The sequence below is a fragment of the Serratia sp. AS12 genome, assembly GCF_000214195.1.
Taxonomy (GTDB): domain Bacteria; phylum Pseudomonadota; class Gammaproteobacteria; order Enterobacterales; family Enterobacteriaceae; genus Serratia; species Serratia plymuthica.
Map to the genome: position 1 here is coordinate 996,263 of NC_015566.1, position 24,145 is coordinate 1,020,407.

The following is a 24,145-nucleotide window of genomic DNA, read 5'->3' on the forward strand; positions in this document are numbered from 1 at the left end:
TAGGCATTGAGAGTAACGAAATGTTACAAGGGAGGAAAGCGCCGGGTTTGAATTTATCCCGGCGCCTTGGCTTAGTTCACCTTCGCCTTGGCGAAGTCACTGCCGTTCACGTCAACCACATAGCCGCTGACATTGCTGCGGGTGGCGTAGAACACCTTGCCGTTAGCCAGCGGCAGCAGCGGGGCCTGTTCGGCAAAAATCACCTGCGCTTGCTGATAAAGCTTGGCGCGTTCTGCCGGGGTGCTCACCTGAATCGCCTGCTGGATCAACCGATCGTAACCTTTGTCGCACCAGCGGGCTATGTTGGCGCCGGTTTGCACGCCGGCGCAGCCGAGCAGCGTGGCGAAGTTGTCCGGGTCGCCGTTATCCGACATCCAGCCATACAGTGCGCTCTGCTGTTCCCCTTTGCGCAGCCCGGCCAGGTACTGGCCCCATTCCCAGGTGACGATTTTGGCCTTCACGCCCACTTTCGCCCAATCGCTCTGGATCATCTCGGCAATGCGTCGCGAATTAGGGTTGTATGGCCGCGCCACCGGCATTGACCAGATGTCGGTTTCAAACCCTTTTTCCAGCCCGGCCTGTTTCAGCAGATCACGGGCCTTCTGTGGATCGTAAGTATATTCCGGCAGCTTGTCGTTGTAGCCCAGCATCGCCGGCGGCAGCACCGAATAGGCCGGCGTACCGCTGTCTTTGAACACCGCCGCGACAATCGCCTTCTTGTCCACCGCATAGCTCAGTGCCTGGCGAACCAGCACATTATCAAAAGGTTTCTTCTGAGTATTGAACGCCAGATAGCCGACGTTCAGGCCGTTGATGTTGTGCAGTTGCAGGTTTTTGTCGCTCTTGATAGCGTCGAACTGCTCCGGCAGTGGGGCGGGAATGATCTGGCACTCATTGGTTTTCAGCTTGGCCACCCGGGTCTGCGCATCCGGCGTGATAGAGAAGATCAGGTGTTTGCTGGCCACCTCGCCTTGCCAGTAATGCGGGTTGGCCACGTAGCGGATCAGCGAATCCTGCTTGTACTGTTGCAACGCGAACGGGCCGGTGCCGATAGGCCAGTTATCCACGTATTCCGGCGTGCCTTTCTTCAGCATGGCGTCGGCATATTCTGCGGAAAGAATCGAGGCGAAATCCATCGTCCAGTCGGCCAAAAACGCGGCGTTGGGCTGGCTGAGCGTAAAGCGCACGTGGTCGTTATCTACCGCTTCGACGTGGGTAATCAGCTTGTCCAGCCCGGTGTCGGTAAAGTACTCGTAGTTACCGCCGGACACCTTGTGGTACGGATGATTGGCGTCTTTTTGGCGCATCACGGTGAACACCACGTCCTCGGCGTTGAAGTCGCGCGTCGGGGTGAAGTATTTGTTGCTGTTGAATTTCACGCCCTTGCGCAGCGTAAAGGTGTAGGTTTTGCCATCCGGGCTGATGGTCCACTCGGTGGCCAGCGAGGGGGCAGGGGTTTTATCGCTTTCGCGCAGCGTCAGCAGGCGGTTATACAGCACCTGCGAGGTGGCGATAAACGTCGGCCCGGAGCTGGCGAGTTGCGGATTGAAAGACTCCGGTGAGGCGACCGTGCAATAGACCAGCGTATCGGAAGCCGCCAGCGCGCTGCTCGCCGCCAACAGGCTGGTTCCCGCCAATAGCAGGCCTGCAGTTGTTTGTTTTAAAAGCATAAAAGTGATAGCTCCCTCAGGTTGATGGGGGACACTGCCGCCGCAGTGGCATTCAGGCAGCCCCCGGTTTAACTATAATGAGGCTTTGCGGATCTGGGAACTGGCTGTGGCGGATTCCTTTCCGGTTATTACGCTGGCCGCCAACATTTCCACCGCCGCCGGCGAACGTTTTTTGCCTCGACAATCCCCTTATCCGACACGCATTAACCGGTTGTTCTATATTTATGAAAATGATAATAAGTGTTATTATCATTTTCATTTGTAACCATATTGAAACACTTTCAGCGCGTTGCGGCCGTCGTTTTCCTGGTCTCCATGTCGCATATCAAAGGTAGGTAACATGTCGGAAACCCTTTTGGCTACTGAATGGCTGCCGCTGTCGCCGGCGCAGTTAGACTTCTGGGAGGAGTTTAGCTTGCACCCCGGGCAGCCCTTTTCCACCGTCGCTCACGTCACCGAATTGCGCGGAGCGGTGGACGAGGCGGCACTGTGTCGGGCGATAACCCTCACTGTCGCAGAAACGCAGGCGTTTGCGCTGCGGTTTGGCACCCGCAGAGGCGATCGGTTGCCGATGCAGCGCTACGATCCCGAACGGGTTCCGCGCCTGAAGCGTATTGATTTGCAGGATCATCCCGACCCTTATCAGGCCGCGATGCGGCTGATGCAGGCCGATGCCGAGCAGCCGATGGATCTGCATACCCAACCGATGGCGGCCGTGTGGTTGCTCACTCTGGGGACGACGCGCTATCTCTGGTACCTGCGTGCTCACCATATCATTATCGATGGTTACGGCATGGCGCTGGTCGAGCATCGCTGCGCTACGCTGTACGCGCATTTTCTCGGCAAGGGTACGGCGGGACAAGCATTGGGCGCCTTCAGCGCGTTCCAGCAACATGAGCTGGCCTACGGGGCTTCCGAACGCTGCGACAAGGATCGCCGGTTCTGGCAGCGTTATTTACCGCCGTCGCAGGTGCTGCCGACGGTGCGTAAAGGCGGCCGGGAATATGGCGTGAAATGCCTGAGCACCAGCACTCCGCTGCCGGAAGACATTTCACGGCGGCTGCGTCTGTTGTCCGAACACAGCGGTATCGGCTGGCCCGATCTGCTGCTGGCTCTGTCCGCCGCCTGGCTGTTTTTTACGTTGCCGCCTTTACCGCATGAAAGAGGGGATACGCGGACCCTGTGGATGCCGGCGATGAATCGTCGCAGCAGCAAAGCGACCAATACGCCGGCTTTGGCGGTCAATACGCTGCCGTTTTTGGTTTCACTGCGTGCGGAAGAGACGCTGGGGCATTTCCTGTCCGGCGTGACGCTGACGCTGCGTGAACTGCGCAGCCACGCCGGTTATCGCCTGCGGCAGATTGCCGCCGATCGCGGCGTGACGCCCGCCTCTCGTCTGTTTATTTCTCCGTTTATCAACGTTCAGCCATTTGACTCGGCCGGTTTCAGCGGCTGTACCAGCACGCGCCGGGTGCTGGCAGGCGGTGCCGGCGACGGGATTAACCTGATCTTCCGTGGCGGCACTGACGCCGGCGATCTGCATTTGGATATCGATGTCTTTGTGCAGCAGTTTCCCACCAACGGGGCGGCCAACTACCGAAGCGCCTTGCAGGACTTTTTGCAGCGCGCGTTACGGGAAGGGGCGTTGGAGGTGGCGATCGGCGAACTGGTGGCGGTGCCCGCCTGATGAAAGCGGGCAGGGGATGACCCTGCCCGTAGGGGATTGACGGTTAACGGGCCAGCAGCGCTGCGACCTCCCGTGCATTTTTGCAGGGGATCAGCACCGTTGGCGGCAGTTGGGTGCCAAAGGCGTCATTAAGCTGTGCGGCCACCTGGCGGATATGCGGCAGTTTCAGCCCCATGCTGATAAAGGCGGTTTCCTCCCCCCACTCAGGACGCGGCGCCGCGCCGATGGCCTGCAGATAGATGGTCAGAATTTTGCCGCTCTGCGCCGGCGGCGCGCTCGGCAAAGGTGCTGCACAGGCGTTCAACCCGGGAGCCGCCCGCCCGGCCCCGAGCGTGCTGCGAATAGCATGACGGTCGGTTTTTCCGTTGCCGGAGAGCGGCAGCGTTTCGGCGTGGATAAAGCGCGTCGGGATATGTGTACAAGGCAGATAGCCGGTCGAGAAGGCGCGAATATCCGCCAGCGACAGCGGCTTGCCGTCGCGGGTAAGGTACATCGCGCCCAGCGTCGATTCGGCATTTTCCCCGCTAGGATAATCCACCACCACGATGTCCTGAATCGCCTCATGCCCACGCAGTACGTCTTCGATCTCCGGCAGCGACACGCGCACGCCGCGGATTTTCACATAGCCGTTCACCCGGCTGGCGAACAAAATGTTGCCGTCCGGGCGATAGTAGCCCTGATCGCCGGTGCGGAAGGCCCGCAGCGGTTGCCCGTCGGGGCCATTCAACGAGACGAAGTCATGTTGCTTCACTTCACCGTCTTCCAGATAGCCTAACGCCAGATTCACCCCCGCCGTATGAATGCGGCCCACCACGCCGGCCGGGCAGTGCGTGCCGTCGTCATGGCAAATAAAGTATTGGTTGCCCGGCAATGGCTGGCCGTAGGGCACGGTGCCGGTGTCCTGCGCTGCAATCGGGTGCCAGATGCTCCAGATAGTGGTTTCTGTCGGGCCGCCGAGTGAGAACAGGCTGATGTCCGGGCGCAGGCTACGCAACGTCTGCACCGTTGCCGGTTTGATGTAATCGCCGCCCTGAGCCACCAGCCGCAGTGAGCGCAGGCTGTCGGCCGTTTTACAGGTGAGCAGCATTTCCAGGATTGCGGGCACGGAACACCATAGGCTGACGCGGTGGCGCTCCACCAACTGGTTCCAACTGATGGCGTCTTTTTCCTGATGCGGCGCGGGCAGAACCAACGTTGCACCGGCGCTGAGCGAGCCGAACAGGTCAAACATCGACATATCGTGGTGCGGCGGCGTCACGGAGATAAACACATCATCGGCGGTGACCGCCCAGCGTTGCAACGTCTGCCCAACCACGTTGGCGGTGGCGCGGTTGTTGAGCACCACGCATTTGGGTTTGCCGGTGGTACCGGAGGTATACAGGTAATAGCCGGCCTCGGTGCTTGCACTGCGTTCCGCCAGCGTCTGGTCGTCCGGCAGTTCAGGCGTGCCTGCGGCCGGATCGAGCAACTCTGTCGGCGTCACTCCGTGCGGGGTATCCAGCTCGCCCTGATGCACCACCAGATCTGGCCGGCAGTTGCTCAGCAGATAGGCGGTGCGTTCCGGAGGCGAGTTGATGTCGATCGGCACCCAGATAACCCCCAGCAGCGCACAGGCCAGGGAGATAGTCACGTGTTCCGGGCTGCGCGCCAGATACAGCGCCAGCACGCTGCCGCGCCCCAGATTGCGCCGTTGCAGGTTGGCCATTACGGCCCCGACCTGGCGACCCAACTCAGGGTAAGACAGGGTCTGCTCATCGCAGATCAGCGCCGGTCGCGGCTGTGGGTCGTTAAACAGCCGTTCGGCCAGCTGCGCCAGGTAGGGATAAGCGATGAATGCCGCTTCGCCGTGGTTATGGCGATAGTGTCGGTAATCGATAAAGCGCGCCGGGGCGATCTCCAGATCGCTGTCCTGGCACATTTGCACCACGCGGCGTTGCAGGGCGTCCAGCATCGCCTGCACCTGTTCGCCGTCCAGCGCCTGTTCGGCGTAATCGACGCACAGTTGCAGATTTTTGTCGGCGTCCTGCGTCAGACGGATATCGATCGCGACCTGCGGCGTTTGGGTCAGGCCGTCGTGGTAGCGGACCGGTGCGCCGGCCGGCAGCGTCTCCCAGCTTAGGCAGTTGGTGAGAATGACCGGCAGCGCCGGGGCACCCTGGCTGCGGTTCAGCAACTGCCGCGCCAGATCAACGCCGGAAAACGTCAGGTGATCGAGAGCGCCCAGTATGTCGTCTTGCAGTGCCTGCGCGCGGCTGACAAAGGTACCGCCCGCGCGCGAATAACGCACGGCCACAAAGGTGGACGCGTTACCGAGCGAACCCCCAGCAGCAGGAAACGCCACCGGCACGCCCACGCACAGCTCGCCGTCGGGGGTCCACTGCGCCAGCGTATCGAGGATCACCGCCGAAAGGGCGCTGTTGCGCAGCAGCGAATGGGCAGAGCCCAGGCGTGAGAAGGTTTTTAGCACTTCGCGCGGCAGGGTCAGGCTGGCGCGCCGGTAGCGAGAGCTTTTGATGTTGGCCAGCGGGGCGCGCCACGGCAACGCCGAAGGCGTAGTGACGTCCTGCAGTTGGGTCTGCCAATAGGCGGCGTCGGCCTGGCGTTGTTCTGCCGTTGCGGCGGCCGGCGAGCTGGCCGGTACGATTGGCGGCAACGGAGCGTCATCGAACAGCCGGGCTATCAGGGTGGCGATGCCCTGACCATCGAGGATCAGCGCGTCGAAGCTGGTGAAAATCAGGGTGTCGTAGCGCCCGATGGCGTCCTGCGTCTCCGGCAACTGAATGGCGGCAATGCGCCACAGTGGCTGAGCGGGATCGTGGCGCTGGTGCGAATACTGCTCGTGCAGGGCGGCCAGCCGTTGCTGCGCCGCATCATGCTCCAGCGAACGCAGATCGTACCGATCCAGGTTCAGCGTGGTTTCCGGCCGTACGCGCTGGGTGAAACGCTGGGGATCGAGGCAGGTACGCAGCGCGGGATAGTGCTGCACCAATTCGGCCAGCCGGGTTTCCAGCCGCGCCAGATCCAGCCGTTGACCGCGGTATTCGCGGAAATCGTGCATTGCCACGCCGCCGAGCGGCCACTGTTCGCTGCGGCCGAGGAGGTAAGCCTGTTGCAGCGCGGTTAATGGTGTCTCCATGGTATTTCCCTATTGTCGCTAACCGATGAAAAAGAACGCAGGGCGCGTGGGGCTACGCGCCTAAAACCGATATCAGACCTGAGGCGCCAGCACTTTCAGCAGCATCTTCGCGCCTTCGGCGGCCTTGGGGTCACGCTCGCAGATCAAAGCGGCCAGCGTTGCCGGAGTGGGGTGCGCCGCCAGATCTTGCGGGGTCAAGGCTATCGACAGGTATTTATTGAGCACCCCGATCAGGGCGAGCAACGCGGCCTCCGGCAGCGGCAGGGCGGTGATGTCGTCATCGTCGCGCAGCCTGACGCCCGGCGCTACGCGCGCCACCAACCGGTGCAGCAACTGGCGTACCGGGGCCTGAGTTTCCGGTAAGCACTGTGACAGCAACTGCGCCAATGGCCGCCTGAAACTGTCGGGGTGGCGCGCCGCCTGCTGTAACAGGGTGCTGTAGGTGGCAAACAGCTGCTGCGGCAACCGGTCCGGGAAGGCATCCATCCGTAGATCCCAGTTGATCAAAATACCGCCGTTGGCGTGCGCCACCTGAGCGTCCAGCGCCACCTGCGGGCCCTGGGAAATCACCCAGTCCAGCGGGCCGAAAGTGCGGGTGACCTGGTCGGAAAACAGCGCTTTGCCGCGAATGCCGAAACCGGCGGTGAACACCACCGGCGAAGGTTGCATGCTGCCGTGCAGGCGCGACAGGTCGCGCATCACACTCACGCCTGGGTAGTCGGCATGAGTGAGCAATTCCGCCAGTTGATCCATCAGGCGGCGGCAGAAGGCGGGCAAGTTTTCCGCCGGATTGAGCTCTACACCGAGCAGCACTAAATTCGAGAAGTCGCCAATGATGCTTTCTACGCCTTCCGCATCGCGGTGGAACAAGGGGACGTTGAGCCGGAAACGTCGCAGGTTCCAGCCGTGGCCGACGGTAATGGCAAACAGTGCCAGAAACAGGGAGGAAAGCGTGACGCGGTGCGCTTTGGCGGCATCGGCCAGCGCCTGAGCCTCTGTGGCGTTCAGTTGAAGCGCCAGCCGATCGCTCTGACAGCGTTCCGGTGCGCGCAGCAGGTGGGGCGCGGGCGGCAGTTGCGCCAGGCGTTCGCGCCACCAGGCCTGAGCGCGGGCTCGTCGCTGTTGCAGCGCCGTGTCGGCGTGGTGCCGATCCAGATAGTCAAAATAGGGCACGCCGTCGTTGTCGGGGGCGGCCGGGCAGTGGTGATAAAACCGCGCCAGATCCTCCATCAACACGCGAAATCCCATGGCATCACCGGCGATCATGTCCAAATCCACATGCAGCCGGCTGTGGCCGTTGGGCAACAGACTGAGGCTGATATCACAGGGAATACCCTGTTCCAGCGGCAATTTTTGGCTGCTTTTTTGCCGACGTTTGGCGCTCAGCGCGTTGGCTGCCTCGGGGGCGTCGGCGTGGCGGAAATCGTCGATATGCAGGCAATGGCGCGGACCGCAGGCATCAATGGTCTGTTGACCGTCCGCCGTGATACGCAGGCGCAGCATCGGGTGGTGCAAATAAAGGGCGGTCACGGCCTGTCTCAGTCGTTCGACGTCCAGGTCGCAGCCGTTAAATTCCGCATACAGGTGGGCGGAGACGCCCCCTAGCGGCGCTTCGGATTGCCGGCCCACCCAGTAGGCGGCCTGCATCGTGGTCAACGCTTTCATTGGGTTTCCATCAGTATTTAGAGACGGGAAGAATATATGTCAATGTTAATGGGAATGAAAATTATTACTATTTTTATTTGTTGTTGTAAAACGAAGTCGTCATAAGGGACGGGATGAGTATCGCCGCCCTGGGGTAAATGGGTATTTTTGATATAATTATGTTTTATATTAATTTTTAAAGAAATTATTGCGATTTGAAATGATGAAAGAAACCGGTTTTTTGGTCTTTATGCTGTTTCTCTGTGAGCCTGTTTATTCTCCTTATTGATAATGATTTGCATTAAAATATGTAAAATATTATCATTATTAACATTTCTTTACGTTTCCAGACAAAAATACTGCATCCGCCCGTTGTGCGTCTGGGGGGAAGCCGTTTGCTGCAGGGACAGGCAATAGCAAGGTCAGGAAGGCCGCAATGCCAGTGTTAGTGTGAGTATCAGCGTCGTTACCTATGTGAAAACAATCAAATTTTTGTGCATCTGGGATGAAAGGAGAATACATCTATGAGCAAGCATTCAGCGGCTCAAAGGCATAAAACCGTAGGAAACAAGGAAAAAGCGGGCTTACAGGCCATCGGGGCATTTTCCTCACTCTTTTTGGGGCTTTGCTCTGTGTCTGTGGGGAACGTTAACGCAGCAGCGCCGGACGACAAGGTGCAGGAAGCCGCCGACGGCAAACGCCAGGGCAATTGGCAGGACTCGGAGAGCCTGCTGGTCACCGGCGAAAAAATTAAACGCACCATTTTCGATACCGGCTCCAGCGTGCAAGTGTTCGACAGCGAACGGATTTCTTCCATGCCGAATGCGTTGCAGGTCACCGATTTGCTGCGCATGACCCCCAACGTGGTCGATTTGGGCATTGGCAACAATTTGCCGACCGTGCGCGGCATCGACGGCTCCGGCCCGAACGTCGGCGCCAATGCTTTCCTCAGCGGCACCCGCCCGCGCCTCAATCTGTCAATGGACGGCCGCTCTCTGACCTATAACGAGCAGGCATTTGGTCCGCAATCGCTGTGGGATCTGGATCGCGTTGAAGTGTTCCTCGGCCCGCAGAGTTATATTCAGGGGCGCAACGCCATCGCCGGCGCCATCGTGATGACCAGCAAGGATCCGACTTTCGACTGGGAAAGCGCCTTCAAGGGCGGAGCCGGCAACCAGCATTCTTCACAGCTGTCCGCGATGGCCTCCGGCCCGCTGGTGGAGGACCAACTGGCGTTCCGCGTCAGCGTCGATCGTCAGCGTCGCCGCAGCGATGTCGACCTTCCTGCCTATGAACCGGTAGGCGATCCTCGCGAGGTTGAAGCCACTACCGCTCGCGCCAAACTGTTGTTTAACCCGGCAGGGATGCGCGAGTTGACCACCAAGCTGACCTTTAACCATTTTGGCAGCACCTCACCGCAAAACGAGAGCCTTAACCCGCTGGTTCACCCGACTAACCCGCGTCACGATCCGCGTCGTGCCGTGTTTAAAAGCAACACCAACAGCAGTGTCTGGGATCTGGCCTGGGAGCAATCCGACAGTCTGACGCTGGAAAACCGCGTTATTTACACCGACTTTAATATTAACCGTCCTACTGCCTACAACATTCAATATGCAGAAATCGACGGTAAAGAGGTGCATGTGGAGCCGGTGGCGCGCTTTGGCGGGCCAGACAGCCGCCTGCGAGGGCTGGCGGGATTACGGTATTTCCACGCCAAGCAGGATGAGTTCGTTAACATTTTCGGCGGCTCCAGCTTCAAGGATAAAACCGACACCCACTCGGCCTTTGCCGAACTGACCTATGCCATCACGCCGCAGGTGGATATCACGGCCGCCAGCCGCGTGGAACGTGAACATCGCCGGCGCACCGGTGGCAGCAACGCCGTGCGTATCGATTTCGACGAAACCTACGATGTGTTCCTGCCGAAACTGGATCTGGCCTGGAAACCGACGGACACGCAGACCTACGGCGCCAAAGTGGCGCGCGGTTATAACGCCGGCGGCGCCGGCATCACTATCGGCACGCCGGTGGTCAGCTACACCTACGGTTCAGAATATGTCTGGAACTATGAGCTGTATTCCCGCCACCACCTGAAAGACGCCAACGTCATCCTGACCAGCAACATTTTCTACAACGACTACAAGGACATGCAGCTGCCTTACTCGTTGAGTGAGAACTCCAGCGTGATCCGCAATGCCGACAAGGTGGAAACCTACGGTGCGGAAATGGGGGCGACCTGGCAGCCGCGTTGGGACGTCGAGCTGTTCGGTAACGTCGGCCTGCTGAAGACCAAGATCAAGAAGTTCTCGGGCAGCGGCGTAGATGGGCACGAACTGGCGCGCGCGCCGGCGTATACCGCCAACATGGGCGCCAAGTACCAGCTGATGGCCGGGTTGGAACTGAGCGGCAACGTGGCGTTCTCGGATTCCTACTACTCGCAGTACGACAACGATTCACGCGGGCGTATCGGTTCTTACTGGTCGGCGAACACCCAACTGGCGTACACCTTCGCCTATGGTCGCGCCACCCTGTATGCGCAGAACCTGTTTGATTCGGAACGTCGCGTGATGGTCAGCGGCAACGACGTTTATACCGCGACCCAGCAGCGTCCGCGCATGATCGGCGCTGCACTGGAACTGACATTCTGATAACGGGCTTTGTCAATTGCCTGTGGGGCGTGCAAACGCCCCTGAGATTGATGGCAGAGTGGTTTTCGAGTCCGAGATACCCGGGCCTAGCGCACCGAGGGGCGCTCCGGCAGCTAAAGCTGCTACGACCCCTTCGGCACGCTCTCCCTAATAACGGGCTTTGTCAGATGCCAGTGGGCGTGCACGCCCCTTTTCGTGACAAGCGTTCCCCGACGTTCCGGTGCGACCGGACACAAGGAGATAGAGCAGTGAGCGGTTATTTTGACAATATTCTGAGCGACGACGAGGCCCAGCGTCTGGATCTGGCGTTCAAGACGCTGGGCGACCGGGCGGCGGATGACTCGCAGCCTTTGAGTGAAGCGGAAGAGCTGGCGTGGTTTACCCACCAGCAGCGGGGAGACGGCGGCAGCCAACAAGCGATGGCGTGGCGGTTGGGCGGTGAGCCGGATATCGGCAGGTTGGCCAGCGCGCTGGAGGCCCTGACGCGGCAGATGCCGGAGCTGGACGTCCGCTATGATTTCGATGATGAGCTAGGTTTGCGCAAGCTGCGAGGCAATGCGCCGCTGAACCCGGTGGCGATTCAGCCGGTGACGAGCGAAGAACAGGCGCTCAGTCGCTTGTTGCAGGCGCAGGCCACACCGCTCGAGCTGGCGCGGGAAGCGCCGTTGCGCTTTTTGGTGTTCACGGGCGCAAACGCCGTGCTGGGCGTGGTTGCGCACGATATTTTGGCTGAAACGCTGTCATGCCGGCACTTATTGACCCGGTTGTCGGCACTGTATAACCGGCAGGAGCCGGCATCGATTTATGCCGCCCTGCCGCCGATGGGGTTAAATACGCGATTGCCGGAAAGTACCGCTCTGGTGCTGCCCTGGCCGCGCCATGCGGCGGCGCTGCGGGACTATCGTCCGGCCGTGCCGCAGGGTGACCTTCTGGTGCAGGCCGGTGTGCGCGTCGTGACCCGCGTTGCGCGCAGGATATTACCCGCCGCCGAAAACCCGGCGCAGCTGCTGGCGGCAGTCGCCGTTCGCTTCGCCGGCTTTATCTCCGCTCAGGCCGGCGGGCAGCCGTTGCAACTGTGCGTGCCGCAGGGGGATGCGCAAGAGGCTATCGGCCTGGAGAGCTGGACGGGCACCGCCCGCTTGAAGCGCCTGACTTTGCAACACCCTAATCCCGATCCATTGAACAGGCTGTTGGCGCAACAAACGGCGGAAGAGCCGAACCCAGACCTGGCCCAACTGCTGGTGACCTGGTTGGCGGATCCGTCGGTGGCTTTACAGCTCGATGGCGTGAGCGCCGAGCGCCTGTTGTTGCCGCCGCTGCATACCCCCTTTGAACTGGTGCTGGCCCTCAGCCTGCCGGATCCCGACTCGGTGCTGCTGGAACTGGTCGCGGACCCAAGATTAACCCCACATGCCGCCCCTTTCCTGCTGGAGCAGTTTGTCGCTTCCCTTGCCGGGCAGAGGATAACGGCGGCGCTGCTTCCCGCCAGTGAACGGCCTATGGCGCCGGACGACGGGGCAGATGAAGAGATCGCGCAGCTGATTTTGGCGGAGTTCCGCGACGCGCTGGCCGCGCCGGAGATGACCCTCGATGAAGATTTCTTCGATCGCGGCGGGCACTCGCTGGTGGCGACCCGCGTTATCGGTCGGCTGCTTAGCCTGCACCGCATCGAGCTTAACATTAACGATCTGTTCAGCCACGCCACTGCCCGTGACTTGTCGGTTTACGCGAAACGGCAGGTGGCTGCGGCCCCGGTGGCGGAGCGGGTCACGCAGGATCAGGGCGAAGCGGTACAGGCGCCGCTGTCACTGGCGCAGCACTCTTTGTGGAAGGTTTACGAAGCTTTTGGTCACGACGAAATCTTCAACCTGCCGTTCGCCATCAGCTTCCTCGATCCTGTGGATGAAGGGGCGTTGCGCCAGGCGTTTATTGACGTGATGGTGCGCCACAGCGTATTGCGCTCACTGTTTATCGAGCAGCAAGGCGAAGTGCGTCAGCAGGTGGTGCCGGCCGTTGAGCTGCCGGACTATGCCTGGTTCCGTTTCTCCCATGAAACCCTGGCCGGTGACGCGAGCGAAATGCTGGCCAAAGCCGGTGAACACCGCTTTAACCTGGCCACCGAGCTGCCGCTGCGCGCCACCTTCCTGCGCGACGCGGCAACGGGCCGGCAGTTGCTCTCGCTGCTGTTCCACCATGTGGTGCTGGATGAGTGGTCGCTGAACCTGATGATGGAAGAGTTGGGCATGGCCTACCGCTATCGCGTGGCGGGGCAGCCGCCGACGTGGAAAACCGAGGTGCCGCAATTTTATGCCTTCGCCCGGCAGCAACAGGCGAGCGGCGTCAGGCAAAAACACCTGGATTACTGGCTCGATAACCTGCGCGATGCACCGGTCGGCCAACCTTTGTTCCAGCAGGAGCCTTCACACCATCCTGCGGTACCGGCAGAGGCCGACGTCAACGGCGGGTGGCTGGAGTTCGACGTCGATCCGGCGGTGGCGGATGGGCTGTACGCGCAGGCCAGAAAGAACAACGCTTCGCTGTTCAATGTGGTCTACGCCGGCATTACCACCGCCCTGCGCTTGCTTGGCGGCCCGGCGGACCTGCTGGTAGGCACCTCGACCTCCGGCCGTAACGACGCCGAATTCTTCGACACCGTCGGTTACTTCACCACCGTGGTCGTGCACCGGGTGCGTTTCGCTGACTCACTGACGCTGGCGGGGTTGATCGACCAGGTCAAAAACACCATCAACGGCTCGATGCCCTACACCGATATCCCAATCGATCTGGTGGAAGAGGGGCTGTTCGGCGCGCACGCCGATCGCAAGAATCACATGTTCGAAGTGTTCATTCAGATCCACAGCCGCATCAAGCTGAACGGGGAATTCACTCTGCAAGACGGCAGTACGGTGGCTTACCGTCAGGTGGAGCCGGAAAAAACCGAATCGCTGCTTGGCCTGCAATTTGAGGTAATGGAGGAAAACCTAGACGGCGTGAAATCTCTGCGCGTGATGATGACCTACCGTACCGATCACTATACCGCTCAACAGGCGGGGCTGATCGCCGGTACCATTCAGCACGTGTTCTCACATTTTGCGCAGCATACCGGCGGGGATATCCCGCTGTCGGCTCTGTCGCCGGCACCGCAGGAATGACGTTGTTCACCCTAACGGGCTTTATTATTTCAAGGAGATAAACGGATGTCTGGAACAATAGGAACACCCCGCGCCTTACTGTCGCTGTTGATTGCAACCTCGTTGGTGGTGGCCGGTGCGGCACAGGCCCGCGATGCCGGGATCAAACCAGAGGATATCCAGCGTCAACCGCTGTCGTCTGCGCTGGTGGAGATGGCCTACAGCCCGAGCCAGCAGTCGCTGTTTGTCAGCGCGCCGGACTGGAAGGAAGAGGCGCGTTCACGCGTGCTGCGCCTGGATCCGGCAACGCTGGCGGTGCAGGCGGAGATCCCGCTGCAGGTTAAGGGGTTTGGCGTGGCGCTGGATGATGCCGGTAAACGGCTGTATCTGACGCAGGGCTTCAACGGTTCGGTCGGCGTGGTGGATACTCAGACCAACCGTGCGCTGAGCAGCATCCCGGTGACCGAAAAGACCCTGCTTGAGCAGACCTACAAGCAGGCGGGCATCAGCGGCAAACGGCTGGAGTTTCTGCTCAAGGAGCTTAAGCGCTTCAAGATCACCGAGGATTACCAGTACCGGATCCGCGAGGTGAAATATGACGCGCAGACCGGTCGCCTGTTCCTGCCGGGGCTGGGATTTGGCGTGGATAGTGTGCTGTTTGTGGTCGACACTCGCAATAACAAGCTGGAAAAAATCATTCCCGGTTTTGGCTATAATGCGGTGGGCATCACGCTCGATGAGAAAGGGCGACGGGTATTTGTCTCCAACATGCAGGGGCAGCTGATCACCCTGAATGCCGATACGCTGGCAATCACCTCGACGAAAGAGATCCAGGCGGATCAATTGCTGAACCTGGTGTATGACGGCAAGAATAATCGTTTGTTAGGGGTGGATCAGGGAATCGATCGTGACGACTACCGCAACACTCATCTGGGGCACGACTATGCCAAGCGCAGCAGCGGGCACCGGGTATTTGCTCTGGATGCGGACAGCGGCAAGGTGCTGGCCAGCGAACTGACGGATGAAGTGCCGATCGGCCTGCTGTTGGACGACGGCAACCAACGCCTGTACGTTGCCAATCGTAATGGGATCCGCGTCGATCAGGGGGCAGGCACCTTGACGGTGTTTGATTCGAACAGCCTCAAGCGGCTACAAACCGTGGCGCTGCCGCCGCACCCTAACAGCCTGGCGCTGGATACGCGCAACAATGTGCTGTTCGTGACGGTGAAAAATGACGGTGCAAGCACCAAGGCCGGCAAACCGGAAAGCGTAGTGCGCATTCAACTGCACAAAAACTAAAGAGCTGCGCCGAATAGTGCTACAGGTGGGCGTCATGCAGAACGCCGACACGCCGTGAACCCGTCCCTGGGGGCTCGTATCGCGCATCCTTGCGCTCAACGGTCGGCTAACCTGTCATGACGCCCGCCCACCTCAAGCTTAGGGGGTTGCGGTATTAAACGCAGCCTTTTCACCTATCCAGCCCTGGTAGGCTCGGTTCCCTTCGTCGGGGCGCTGCATGCTACGCCCACCTGCTCATCCTGCGGTGTTTTTTGTCCGCTGTTTGGGTGACTGCAGATTCAATAACCGGAACCATTGTTGTGCTCGGGGCGAACCTCTGGCGCGCGTTTTTCCGGCGCTGGTTTGTGCGTTTTCCTGAGCGGTTTTTTATTGTGATGCGGCTTTGGCGGCATTTTATTGTCATGCGGTTTTTTATTATTCTGATGAATTATCGGTTTTTCATTAGGTTCATTTACCGGCGGCGCCGCGAAGACCTGTACGCTATTTAACGCCATCACGGCGGCGATGATAAGCATCCGTTTTTTCATTATTACATCCTGAGTTTTGATAAATATATTTTTATTAAGCCCCCTATTACAGGGGCTGTTATTTAGCGTAGTGCGTTAAAGTGATAACCGGGCCCTCCTGGGCCACCGCGCCCGCCGCCACCACCAGGAGGTGGGAATAAACAGCCGGACAGCATTGCGCTAATAGTCACCGCGCTGATGAACATCAGAATACGACGCATAATATAACCTTTATCACTAAATCGAGGTGGCTAGTATTATCTTCCGATGCTGGGGTTAGCAATATGGAAAGAGTAGGCAAACCGAAAAGATTCCGTAAGTAAGATTATTCCAATCGGGGAATTTTGACCGATTGAGATAATACGGGCTAAAACCCAGCCTTGAGCATCTCTTCTCGCAGTAAATCGACGATCGCGGGTTCTATGTCAGGGAACTGTCGCGTAATATCCGCAATCGCCCCCGCGACAGAAGGCGCGGAAAAGGTGCCGGAGAAAGGCAGAAGAGGAAGGTTGGCGTCGCTGTCCGGAAACTCGCCGCTGATGGTTCCGCTGATCATCCCTCCTTTCTTTTCCGCAGTGAAGTCATATTCACCCACGTTTTTATTAATCAGTGTCATTTTTACCTCTATATCGCCGGCTCCAGTCGCGGGATTCTTTGCATTCCACTCTCCTTTTTCAAGGATAGTGCTTGAGGTGGAGAATACCAATGAAACGCTGGTTTTCAGGCTTTGATTTTGATGTGTATCAACTCCCTATAAACAGAAGGTAATAAAACTGGCCTTGAACCGATAATTTTATTATAAACACCGCCGTTAGGGACAATAGTCGAATCTGAAACGGGAGTGTTTATGATGGCTAAAATGAATCGGTTAATCGCCGCTGTACTGCTGATGTTATTGCTTCCTGCCGCTGCTGCGGCGGATTATCGCGAAGGCGAGCAATATACCCGCCTGGATAAGCCGGTGGCCTCCGCCCCTGCGGTGGTGGAATTCTTCTCCTTTTACTGCGGCCCTTGCTATCAGTTTGCCGATACCTACCACGTGGGCAGCACCGTCAGCCAGACGCTGCCTGCCGGCAGTAAACTGACCAAGTATCACGTTGGCCTGATGGGCAAGTTGGGTAACGAACTGACCGAGGCCTGGTCGGTGGCGATGGTGCTGGGGATTGAGGATAAAATTGAAGGGCCGCTGTTTGACGAGCTGCAAAAGAAGCGCGCCATCAACAGCGTTGAGGATATCCAGCGGGTGTTCAGCGCTGCCGGCGTGGATGCGGCCGCTTATGAAAATGCGCGCCACAGCCTGTTGGTGAAAGGTCTGATCGCCAAGCAAAATGAGGCGGTGAAGGCGCTGGACGTGCGTGCGACGCCGTCGTTTTATGTTTCCGGCAAATACAAGATCGATAACGCCGGTATGGCGAGTACCCGCATCGACGGCTACGCGCAGGAGTACGCGGCCGTGGTCCGGTATTTGTTGGATACGCAGCCATAACGGCGCGGCGGTAACTTTACTTTGACCGACCCGGCTACGGCCGGGTTTTTCATTTATGCATGGCGAAATGGGCAATCTGTGATCCCTGCGCCAGATCGCCGTCTCGGCGTTGATTGTGTGTTATCGGATTGTTATGTTTATTTTCTGTTCAGCAACGCTCGCGGTTTCATCGCGGGTGTTTGAAGGGGAAAATCATGGCAATTTCCGCACAGGCCAGAGACGCCGGATTTGAGGCGTGGTTGGGGAAAATCAATTCCGCCTGCGGCCGGTTCTGCGCCAAGACGCTGGGGCCGGGGTTTAGCGGCGCGATACAGGAGTTTCGCACGCACGCGCTGCGCCTGAGCGTGGTGGATGCCGCTCAGACCCGGTTGTACCGCACGCCGCAGGAGATTGCCCGCAGCGACGGTTCGCACTTTTTTACCGTCTTTCAACTGCGCGGCAGCGCATTGATGGAGCAGGGTGATCGGCAGGCCGTGCTGTCCGCCGGTGACATCACGTTAATAGACGCTGCACGGCCCAGCAGCTTTACCTTTCAACAAGACTCCCGCCAGATTTCCTTACTGATGCCGCGCAGCTATATCGAACAGCCTCTGGGCGTGGCCGATTTTCCGTGCGCGCGGCGGATTGAGGCGGAAAACAGCGTGGTGCGGCTCAGCCGGCAACTGGTATTGGGCTGCATGCAGGACCCGCAGATGAGCGCGGCAGAGAGTGAGGCGATCCTGAACGCGGTGGCGACATTGCTGCGCCCGGCGCTTATCGGCCGTGATGCGGTTTCCGAAGCGCAGCCGCAGCTCTTCGCCCGTTCGCTGGCGTTTATTGATTCGCATATTCAGTCGGAGCTGTTGCGGCCCGAGTGGATCGCCGGGGAGCTTGGCGTTTCGGTACGCAGCCTGTACCGGATGTTCGCCCGTCAGGGGCTGGTGGTGGCCCAGTACATCAAGAACCGCCGCCTGGACCTGTGCGCGCAGGCCTTGCGCAGTGCGCCGGGGCGGCAAAAACTGGCTACGGTCGGCTATGACTGGGGCTTTACCGATCACAGCCACTTTTCAACCGCCTTCAAAGCCCGCTTTGGCGTCTCGCCGAGCGAGTACCGTAAACAGTATCAGTAGCGCCGCAGGCGGCGCCCTGATGATTTAGCCGATTCTCAATAGCGAATGCACACCGATTTGGTTTCGGTATAGGCGTCCAGCCAGTCGGGGCCGAAGTCGCGGCCGCTGCCGGACTGTTTGAATCCGCCGAACGGCATGTTGGCGTCGATCAAGGTATGCGTATTGACCCACACCGTGCCGGCCTGAATGCGCGGCGTCAAAGCCATCGCCTGTTGCAGGCTGGTGGTCCACAGGCTGGCGGTCAGGCCGTAGTCGGTGTCGTTGGCTTTGCTCAGCGCCTCTTCGGCGTCCGCGACCCGGATCAGATTGACTACCGGGCCAAACACTTCTTCACGCGTCAGGTTCAGCTTGTCGTCCGGGTTAATCACCAGCGTCGGCGGGATGTAGAATCCTTGCGGATCCGGCCCGACTGCGCCGCTGATCAACTCTGCGTGCTTGGCTCTGGCATCATCCAGATAGGCCGCCACTTTATTGCGGTGATCGCGTGAGACCAGCGGGTTTATCTGTGCCGTGGCGTCCATGCCCGGCCCGACCGACAGCGATTTCACCGCCTGCTCGAACCCGGCCACCAGCCTGTCGTAAATCGGCGCTTCGATGTAAATCCGCGAACTGGCGGCGCACACCTGGCCCTGGTTGAGGAAACTGCCCATCATCAGGCCTTCGATCACCTGCTGCGGATCCGCGTCTTTCAGCACGATGGCCGGGTTTTTACCGCCCAGCTCCAGCGTGACGCGCGTCAGGCGATCCGCCGCGCTGCGTGCGATGCTTTTACCTACCGGGGTGGAACCGGTAAAGCTCACTTTGGCGATCAGCGGGTGTTCGGTCAGCGCCTTGCCGCAACCGGTGCCACGGCCGGTCACCACGTTGAATACGCCCGGCGGAACGCCGGCCTCGGTGGCCAGTTCGGCCATGCGCAGCAGGGTAAGCGGGGTGGTTTCAGACGGCTTGATCACGATCGAACAGCCCGCCGCCAACGCCGGCATCACCTTCCACATGCCGATCATCAGCGGGAAGTTCCACGGCACGATGCCGGCCACCACGCCAATCGGCTCTTTACGGGTATAAACCTGATATTTTGCGCCCGGCGGCATCGGGATCGACACGTCCAGGGTCTGGCCGACAATCTTGGTGGTCAGCCCGGCGGTATAGCGCATCCAGTTCAGTGTGCAGCCCACTTCAAAGGCGCGGGCGATATTGATCGATTTGCCCTGTTCCAGCGTTTCCAACTGGGCCAGCTCTTCGGCATGTTGTTCAACCAGATCGGCATAGCGCAGTAAAATACGCTCGCGTTCGGCCGGCAAGCGCTGTGCCCAAACTCCGGTTGTGAAGGCTTTATGGGCCGATTGCACCGCACGGGCTACGTCCTGCGAGTTGGCATCGGCGGTGGAGGAGATTTGTTGTCCGTCGGCGGGGTTATACACCGCCAACCGGTCATCGGCGCTGGACTCGCACCATTGACCGTCGATATACAGCCCGTGTTGGCGATCGAGAAAACGCGAAACGCTGTCCATCACTGCTTGGGTATTGTCAGGCATACGCCCTCCTGTCAGGCAAAAAAGGTCGTTATCGTTAACCTTAAAAGCCTACAACAGGCGGCCGGGATCGCCTTTTGTCTGCCTGACATTCGGTTTGTGCTGCGTGACAGTCTGCAAGAAGGGAACGGCTGAGGCGCTCAGCCGTTGCTAAACAAGATTACGAACTGAGCGTCGCCAGGCGGGTGGCGAAGCCTAGGAACAGCAGACCAATCAGGCCGTTGCCCAGTTTTGCCAGCCCTTTCTTATGGTTAAAGAAGTGCGCCAGCATCGCGCCGGAGAAAATCAGCGTGGTCATGTAGATAAAGCTGACCGACTCGAGGATCACGGCCAGGATAGTGAACGACAGGCCGGTGTGGGCATAGTTGAAATCGATAAACTGCACGAAGAACGACACGTAAAACAAAATCGCCTTCGGGTTGGTCAGGCTCAGCGTCAGCGATTTGCGCAGGATGCTGTGGCTGTCTTCAACCTGCTGTTGCTGCGCGGCGTTTTTCTGGATAAAGGTGGCGTAGAGGATTTTTGCGCCCAGGAACAGCAGGTAAATCGCACCGAGAAAACGCACCAGGGTAAACAGGAATGGCGTAGTGCGGATCAACGAAGCCACGCCGATATAGGCGCAGAAGATCAGGATCGCATCGCCGATAAACACCCCCAGCGCAGCGGTATAGCCGGCGCGTACGCCACGTGAAACCCCGGTTTTCAGTACGTACAGCGTATTCGGGCCCGGCAGGATGATGATGAAAATCACCCCGGCCAGATAGGTCCAAAGATTCAGGACGCCAAAACTTTCTAACACAATAACCTCTCCATGCGCGGAACTGACAGGCAAAAAAACTGGCTACGCCCGTAGCCGTGCGCGATCCTAACGCTGCAGAGGTGGGTTGGCAACGTAATAAACTTCATGTTGTTTGCCGAAAATGGCGTCAGTCAACAGTTGCGGCGCTGACGCCAATCTTTTGCTCAGGATTAGGGCTTTCGTGCCAGCAGCGTGGCGAAACGCAGGGAAATGCGGTTGCCGGCGGTGTCGGTTCGGTGCAGTTGGCCAACATCTTCGTTGTACTTGAGAATTTCCCAGCCCCGGTAATGGTCTTTCAGCTCGCCCGGCTTAAAGGTGAACGGAAAGGGCAGGCTGCACGGGTAATCCGGGGTATCCATCGCCGCGACGATCAGGTTATGGCCGCCGCTGAGGGTGCCATTTTGCATCTCCTGCACCAGCGAGGGGATCCGTTCCCGGTTCAGGAACATGAACACCACGGTGGAGAGAATAAAGTCATATTCGCCGCTGAAAGAGTGGGTGTTGAGGTCCAGCGTGCCGGCGCGGATGTGCGACAGGGCTTCGCTGTCGATGATGCCGTTGAGCTTGTCAATCGACGGCGAGTGTTTGTCCCAGGCGGTAACGTCAAAGCCTTTCAGGTTGAGATAAAGCGAATTGCGTCCGCCGCCGCAGCCCAGATCCAGCGTTTTGCCGGGGGCGATTTGCCGCGCGGCTTCGATCACTTCCGAGTGGGTGCGCGTCAGCTCATACTTTTTAGCGTAGTAATCTTCCGGCGAACAGTAGAAAGCCAACTGGCAGATCATGTCATCCGAAAAGGAAACGATGCGGTGCCATTGCTGCGGCTCGATAAACGGCGGTTGGCTCTCGGGGCTGAACTGCCAGGTTTCGATGGTTTCACCTTCTTGCGTCATCAGCGCGAAGGTCAGGGTACCGCTCAGCAGGGTAAGCCTGGCCCAGGTGCCGGTCTGGGTGTTGTGTTTTTGCTGGAAGGCGGCCGGCAGCGTTGCGCTGTTCCATTGCGGCAGCGTTTTATAACAAAGCAGATCGTTCATGTGTTTCTCCTGAGGCAGGGCGTTGCCGGCGCGTGGCGGGCGAACAAAATGATTTTATATGTTGCATATAAAATACATGTTTATTAGCCCTTTGAAAATGCCTGCAAAGAGGAAAGGCACGGTTTACAACCTGCGATGCATACGGGTGTTTACCGCGTTGAAGCCCATCCGGGCGTACAGCCGTGCCGCCGTCGGGTTGTCGTTGAAGACCGCCAGCTCGGCATATTCCGCGCCGTCGGCCCGGCCGGCATCCAGCACCGCGTTCAGAATTTGCTCGCCGTAACCTTTGCCGCGCCAGGTGGTGACCACTTCAAAATCATAAATAAACAGCTGCTTGCCGTAAGTTCGTTGTTTGATGGCGTACCAAACGATGGCGATATTTTCTGCCGAGCCCGCCAGCCGAGCGCAAACCAGCCGATGGCCCGACGTTGCCGCCCCGTTGGGCAGCGAGTCGTTGAAGGAGGCGGTAGCTTCAACCAGCGCCTGCTCCCGGTTCAACAGCAGCACGCGCGCCAGATCCTTAGCGTATTCCTCGATGCCGTGGGTGCGATAGCGCTCAAATTCTTGTGGGCTCATGTCCCTGAGTTCAATCATTGGATTATCCCTTGATGTTTATTTCGCCGTCAGAGCTTAGCCCAGGCGATCTGATCCGCCTATTTTTAACTGGATCGCGTTCTCCGGCTGGGCTAACGTCAGTGCAGATTATGCCAAACGATCAGGGAAAAGATGTCAATTCGCCGTTATATCAACTCGATGACCTTGCGTCCGTTGAGCCTGGCCGCGCTGCTGGTGCTGGCCGGTTGTACTACGAAAACCACGACAGCGCCGGTGCATCGCCCCGCCGATGTCAAGGCGCAACTGGTGCGGCTGATGCCGGCCAACGCGGCCGATCGTCAGGGCTGGGCCACCGACATCACTGCCGCCTTTGCCGCACAGGGCATAGAACCTAACACCGAAAACCTGTGTTCGGTGCTGGCAGTGACCGAGCAAGAGTCGACCTTCCAGGCCAATCCGCCGGTCGCGGGGTTGCCCAACATCGCCTGGAAAGAGATCGACCGCCGCGCCGACCAGTTGCATATCCCGAACTTCCTGGTGCATACCGCACTGCTGATCAAATCGCCGAACGGCAAAAGTTACAGCGAACGGCTGGATAAGGTGCGCACCGAGAAGGATCTGAGCGATATCTTTGATGACATGATCGGTACGGTGCCGATGGGGCAAAAGCTGTTCGGCAGCCTGAACCCGGTGCATACCGCCGGACCGATGCAGGTGAGCATCGCCTTTGCCGAGGCGCACGCGAAAGGTTATCCGTACCCGATCGACGGTTCGATCCGTCGTGAAGTGTTCAGTCGCCGTGGCGGTATGTACTTTGGTATCGCGCACCTGTTGGGCTACCCGGCCGACTACAGCCAGCCGATCTACCGCTTTGCCGATTTCAATGCCGGCTGGTACGCCAGCCGCAATGCGGCGTTCCAGAGTGTGGTCAGCCGGGCGACCGGCATTCCGCTGGCGCTGGACGGTGATTTGATTAACTACGGTACCGATAAGCCCGGCTCCACCGAGCTGGCGGTGCGCACGCTCGGCAAAAGGTTGGATATGAGCGATTCGGCGATTCGCGGGGCGCTGGAGAAAGGGGATCTGCTCGAGTTTGCCGATACCCGCCTTTATGAGCGGGTCTATGCCCTGGCGGAAAAAACGGCCGGCAAGAAACTGCCGCGCGAAATGCTGCCGGGCATCCAGCTGGAAAGCCCGAAAATCACCCGTAAACTGACCACCGCCTGGTTTGCCAAGCGGGTGGATGAGCGGCGCCAGCGTTGCCTGGCGCGCGCGTCGGCGGGTTAAACCTGCGGGGTGCCGATAAACGCGGGGTGTCGCTCGGCCTGGGCGGCAAACGCCGCCAGCACCGGGTGCGCCTGCGCGGTGATCCGTTCGGGCAGCATTAGTTGAGTAAAGCTCCAGGCCACCGCCACGCTGACCTCTGCGCTGCCCATAACCTGCGGTATGGCGGCGGTTTGCGCCAGCAGTTTTTCCAGTTCGGCGTAAGCTGCCAGCAATTGGCCCTGCACGCGATCCAGCCACGGTTGATGCTGTTTTTCCTGCGGGCGCTGCTGCTGTTCATAAACGATTTGCACCGTTTTTTCGCAGGCGGCCAGCGCCAGCCCGGTCAGTTGCAAAGCGCGCAGCCGTGCAGGTCCGTGTGCCGGCAACAGGGCCTGGCCGGCGGGAACCAGCCCGGTGGCGTACTCCAGAATTAGCGACGAATCCATCAGGATTTGATCGTCGGCCAGCACCAGCGTTGGGGCTTTCACCACCGGGTTGAGGGTTTTGAACCGTTCAAAATCGCTAAATACCGACACTGCGCGGTGTTCAAATTCTATGCCCAATAATTTCAGGCAAATAGCCACCCGGCGCACATAGGGTGAATCCAGCATGCCAATCAATTGCATCAGGTTTTCTCCTGGGCATA

General features: G+C 59.2%; 17 protein-coding genes. 7 read left to right on the top strand and 10 right to left on the bottom strand.

The genetic code is table 11. The features are described 5' to 3' along the window. Positions 1–71 precede the first annotated feature (71 nt). A complete protein-coding gene (locus SERAS12_RS04600) occupies positions 72–1,670 on the bottom strand; it encodes an ABC transporter substrate-binding protein (protein ID WP_013811649.1) in 1,599 nt (532 codons plus the stop codon). Positions 1,671–2,010: 340 nt separating this feature from the next. On the opposite strand from SERAS12_RS04600, the gene SERAS12_RS04610 reads away from it, so the two are divergent. Beyond that, the gene (locus SERAS12_RS04610; RefSeq protein ID WP_013811650.1) at positions 2,011–3,357 is read left to right on the top strand and encodes a condensation domain-containing protein; all 1,347 of its coding nucleotides are present in this window, start codon (positions 2,011–2,013) and stop codon (positions 3,355–3,357) included. 43 nt (positions 3,358–3,400) lie between these two features. Here the strand turns inward: SERAS12_RS04610 and SERAS12_RS04615 are convergent, their stop codons facing one another. Together SERAS12_RS04615 and SERAS12_RS04620 are read right to left on the bottom strand one after the other, a co-directional pair. Beyond that, positions 3,401–6,493, bottom strand: a complete 3,093-nt coding sequence (locus tag SERAS12_RS04615; protein ID WP_013811651.1) for an amino acid adenylation domain-containing protein — start codon at positions 6,491–6,493, stop codon at positions 3,401–3,403. Between the two features lie 72 nt (positions 6,494–6,565). Then, entirely contained in the window at positions 6,566–8,158 is a 1,593-nt protein-coding gene (locus tag SERAS12_RS04620; protein WP_013811652.1) for a condensation domain-containing protein, read from the bottom strand. 503 nt (positions 8,159–8,661) lie between these two features. Here SERAS12_RS04620 and SERAS12_RS04625 point away from each other — a divergent pair. The 3 genes from SERAS12_RS04625 (at position 8,662) to SERAS12_RS04635 (ending at position 15,215) form a co-directional block, all read left to right on the top strand. Continuing rightward, the gene (locus SERAS12_RS04625) at positions 8,662–10,785 is read left to right on the top strand and encodes a TonB-dependent receptor (protein WP_013811653.1); all 2,124 of its coding nucleotides are present in this window, start codon (positions 8,662–8,664) and stop codon (positions 10,783–10,785) included. Between the two features lie 248 nt (positions 10,786–11,033). Next, positions 11,034–13,937, top strand: coding sequence for a condensation domain-containing protein (locus SERAS12_RS04630; protein ID WP_013811654.1), 2,904 nt, complete (start codon positions 11,034–11,036; stop codon positions 13,935–13,937). Positions 13,938–13,982: 45 nt separating this feature from the next. Beyond that, a complete protein-coding gene (locus SERAS12_RS04635) occupies positions 13,983–15,215 on the top strand; it encodes a YncE family protein (RefSeq protein WP_013811655.1) in 1,233 nt (410 codons plus the stop codon). 278 nt (positions 15,216–15,493) lie between these two features. Here the strand turns inward: SERAS12_RS04635 and SERAS12_RS04640 are convergent, their stop codons facing one another. Then, positions 15,494–15,742 carry a hypothetical protein gene (locus SERAS12_RS04640; protein ID WP_013811656.1) on the bottom strand — a complete coding sequence of 83 codons (249 nt, stop codon included), beginning with the start codon at positions 15,740–15,742 and terminating at the stop codon, positions 15,494–15,496. Between the two features lie 346 nt (positions 15,743–16,088). Further along, complete coding sequence (locus SERAS12_RS04645; RefSeq protein WP_013811657.1) at positions 16,089–16,337, bottom strand: hypothetical protein; 249 nt, start codon at positions 16,335–16,337, stop codon at positions 16,089–16,091. A 231-nt stretch (positions 16,338–16,568) separates the two neighbouring features. On the opposite strand from SERAS12_RS04645, the gene SERAS12_RS04650 reads away from it, so the two are divergent. Together SERAS12_RS04650 and feaR are read left to right on the top strand one after the other, a co-directional pair. Further along, positions 16,569–17,207 (top strand): protein disulfide oxidoreductase DsbA, encoded by a 639-nt coding sequence (locus tag SERAS12_RS04650; RefSeq protein WP_013811658.1) that lies wholly within the window; start codon positions 16,569–16,571, stop codon positions 17,205–17,207. Between the two features lie 194 nt (positions 17,208–17,401). Next, entirely contained in the window at positions 17,402–18,316 is a 915-nt protein-coding gene (gene feaR / locus SERAS12_RS04655; protein WP_013811659.1) for a transcriptional regulator FeaR, read from the top strand. Positions 18,317–18,351: 35 nt separating this feature from the next. Here feaR and SERAS12_RS04660 read toward each other — a convergent pair whose 3' ends face one another. From SERAS12_RS04660 to SERAS12_RS04675, 4 genes are all read right to left on the bottom strand, one after another. Then, positions 18,352–19,851: an aldehyde dehydrogenase family protein gene (locus SERAS12_RS04660; RefSeq protein ID WP_013811660.1), complete on the bottom strand. Its 1,500-nt coding sequence runs from the start codon at positions 19,849–19,851 to the stop codon at positions 18,352–18,354. A gap of 157 nt (positions 19,852–20,008) precedes the next feature. Beyond that, positions 20,009–20,647, bottom strand: coding sequence for a leucine efflux protein LeuE (gene leuE, locus SERAS12_RS04665; RefSeq protein WP_013811661.1), 639 nt, complete (start codon positions 20,645–20,647; stop codon positions 20,009–20,011). A gap of 170 nt (positions 20,648–20,817) precedes the next feature. After that, the gene (gene tehB, locus SERAS12_RS04670; RefSeq protein ID WP_013811662.1) at positions 20,818–21,678 is read right to left on the bottom strand and encodes an SAM-dependent methyltransferase TehB; all 861 of its coding nucleotides are present in this window, start codon (positions 21,676–21,678) and stop codon (positions 20,818–20,820) included. 123 nt (positions 21,679–21,801) lie between these two features. Continuing rightward, positions 21,802–22,272, bottom strand: coding sequence for an N-acetyltransferase (locus tag SERAS12_RS04675; RefSeq protein ID WP_013811663.1), 471 nt, complete (start codon positions 22,270–22,272; stop codon positions 21,802–21,804). 132 nt (positions 22,273–22,404) lie between these two features. Here SERAS12_RS04675 and SERAS12_RS04680 point away from each other — a divergent pair, with 132 nt between their 5' ends. Beyond that, on the top strand, positions 22,405–23,520 hold the full coding sequence (locus SERAS12_RS04680) for a DUF1615 domain-containing protein (RefSeq protein ID WP_013811664.1): 1,116 nt from the start codon (positions 22,405–22,407) through the stop codon (positions 23,518–23,520). On the opposite strand, the gene SERAS12_RS04685 is transcribed toward SERAS12_RS04680, so the two are convergent. Further along, complete coding sequence (locus SERAS12_RS04685; RefSeq protein WP_013811665.1) at positions 23,517–24,125, bottom strand: glutathione S-transferase N-terminal domain-containing protein; 609 nt, start codon at positions 24,123–24,125, stop codon at positions 23,517–23,519. The two genes, SERAS12_RS04680 and SERAS12_RS04685, sit on opposite strands and share 4 nt — an antisense overlap. Positions 24,126–24,145: the final 20 nt, after the last annotated feature.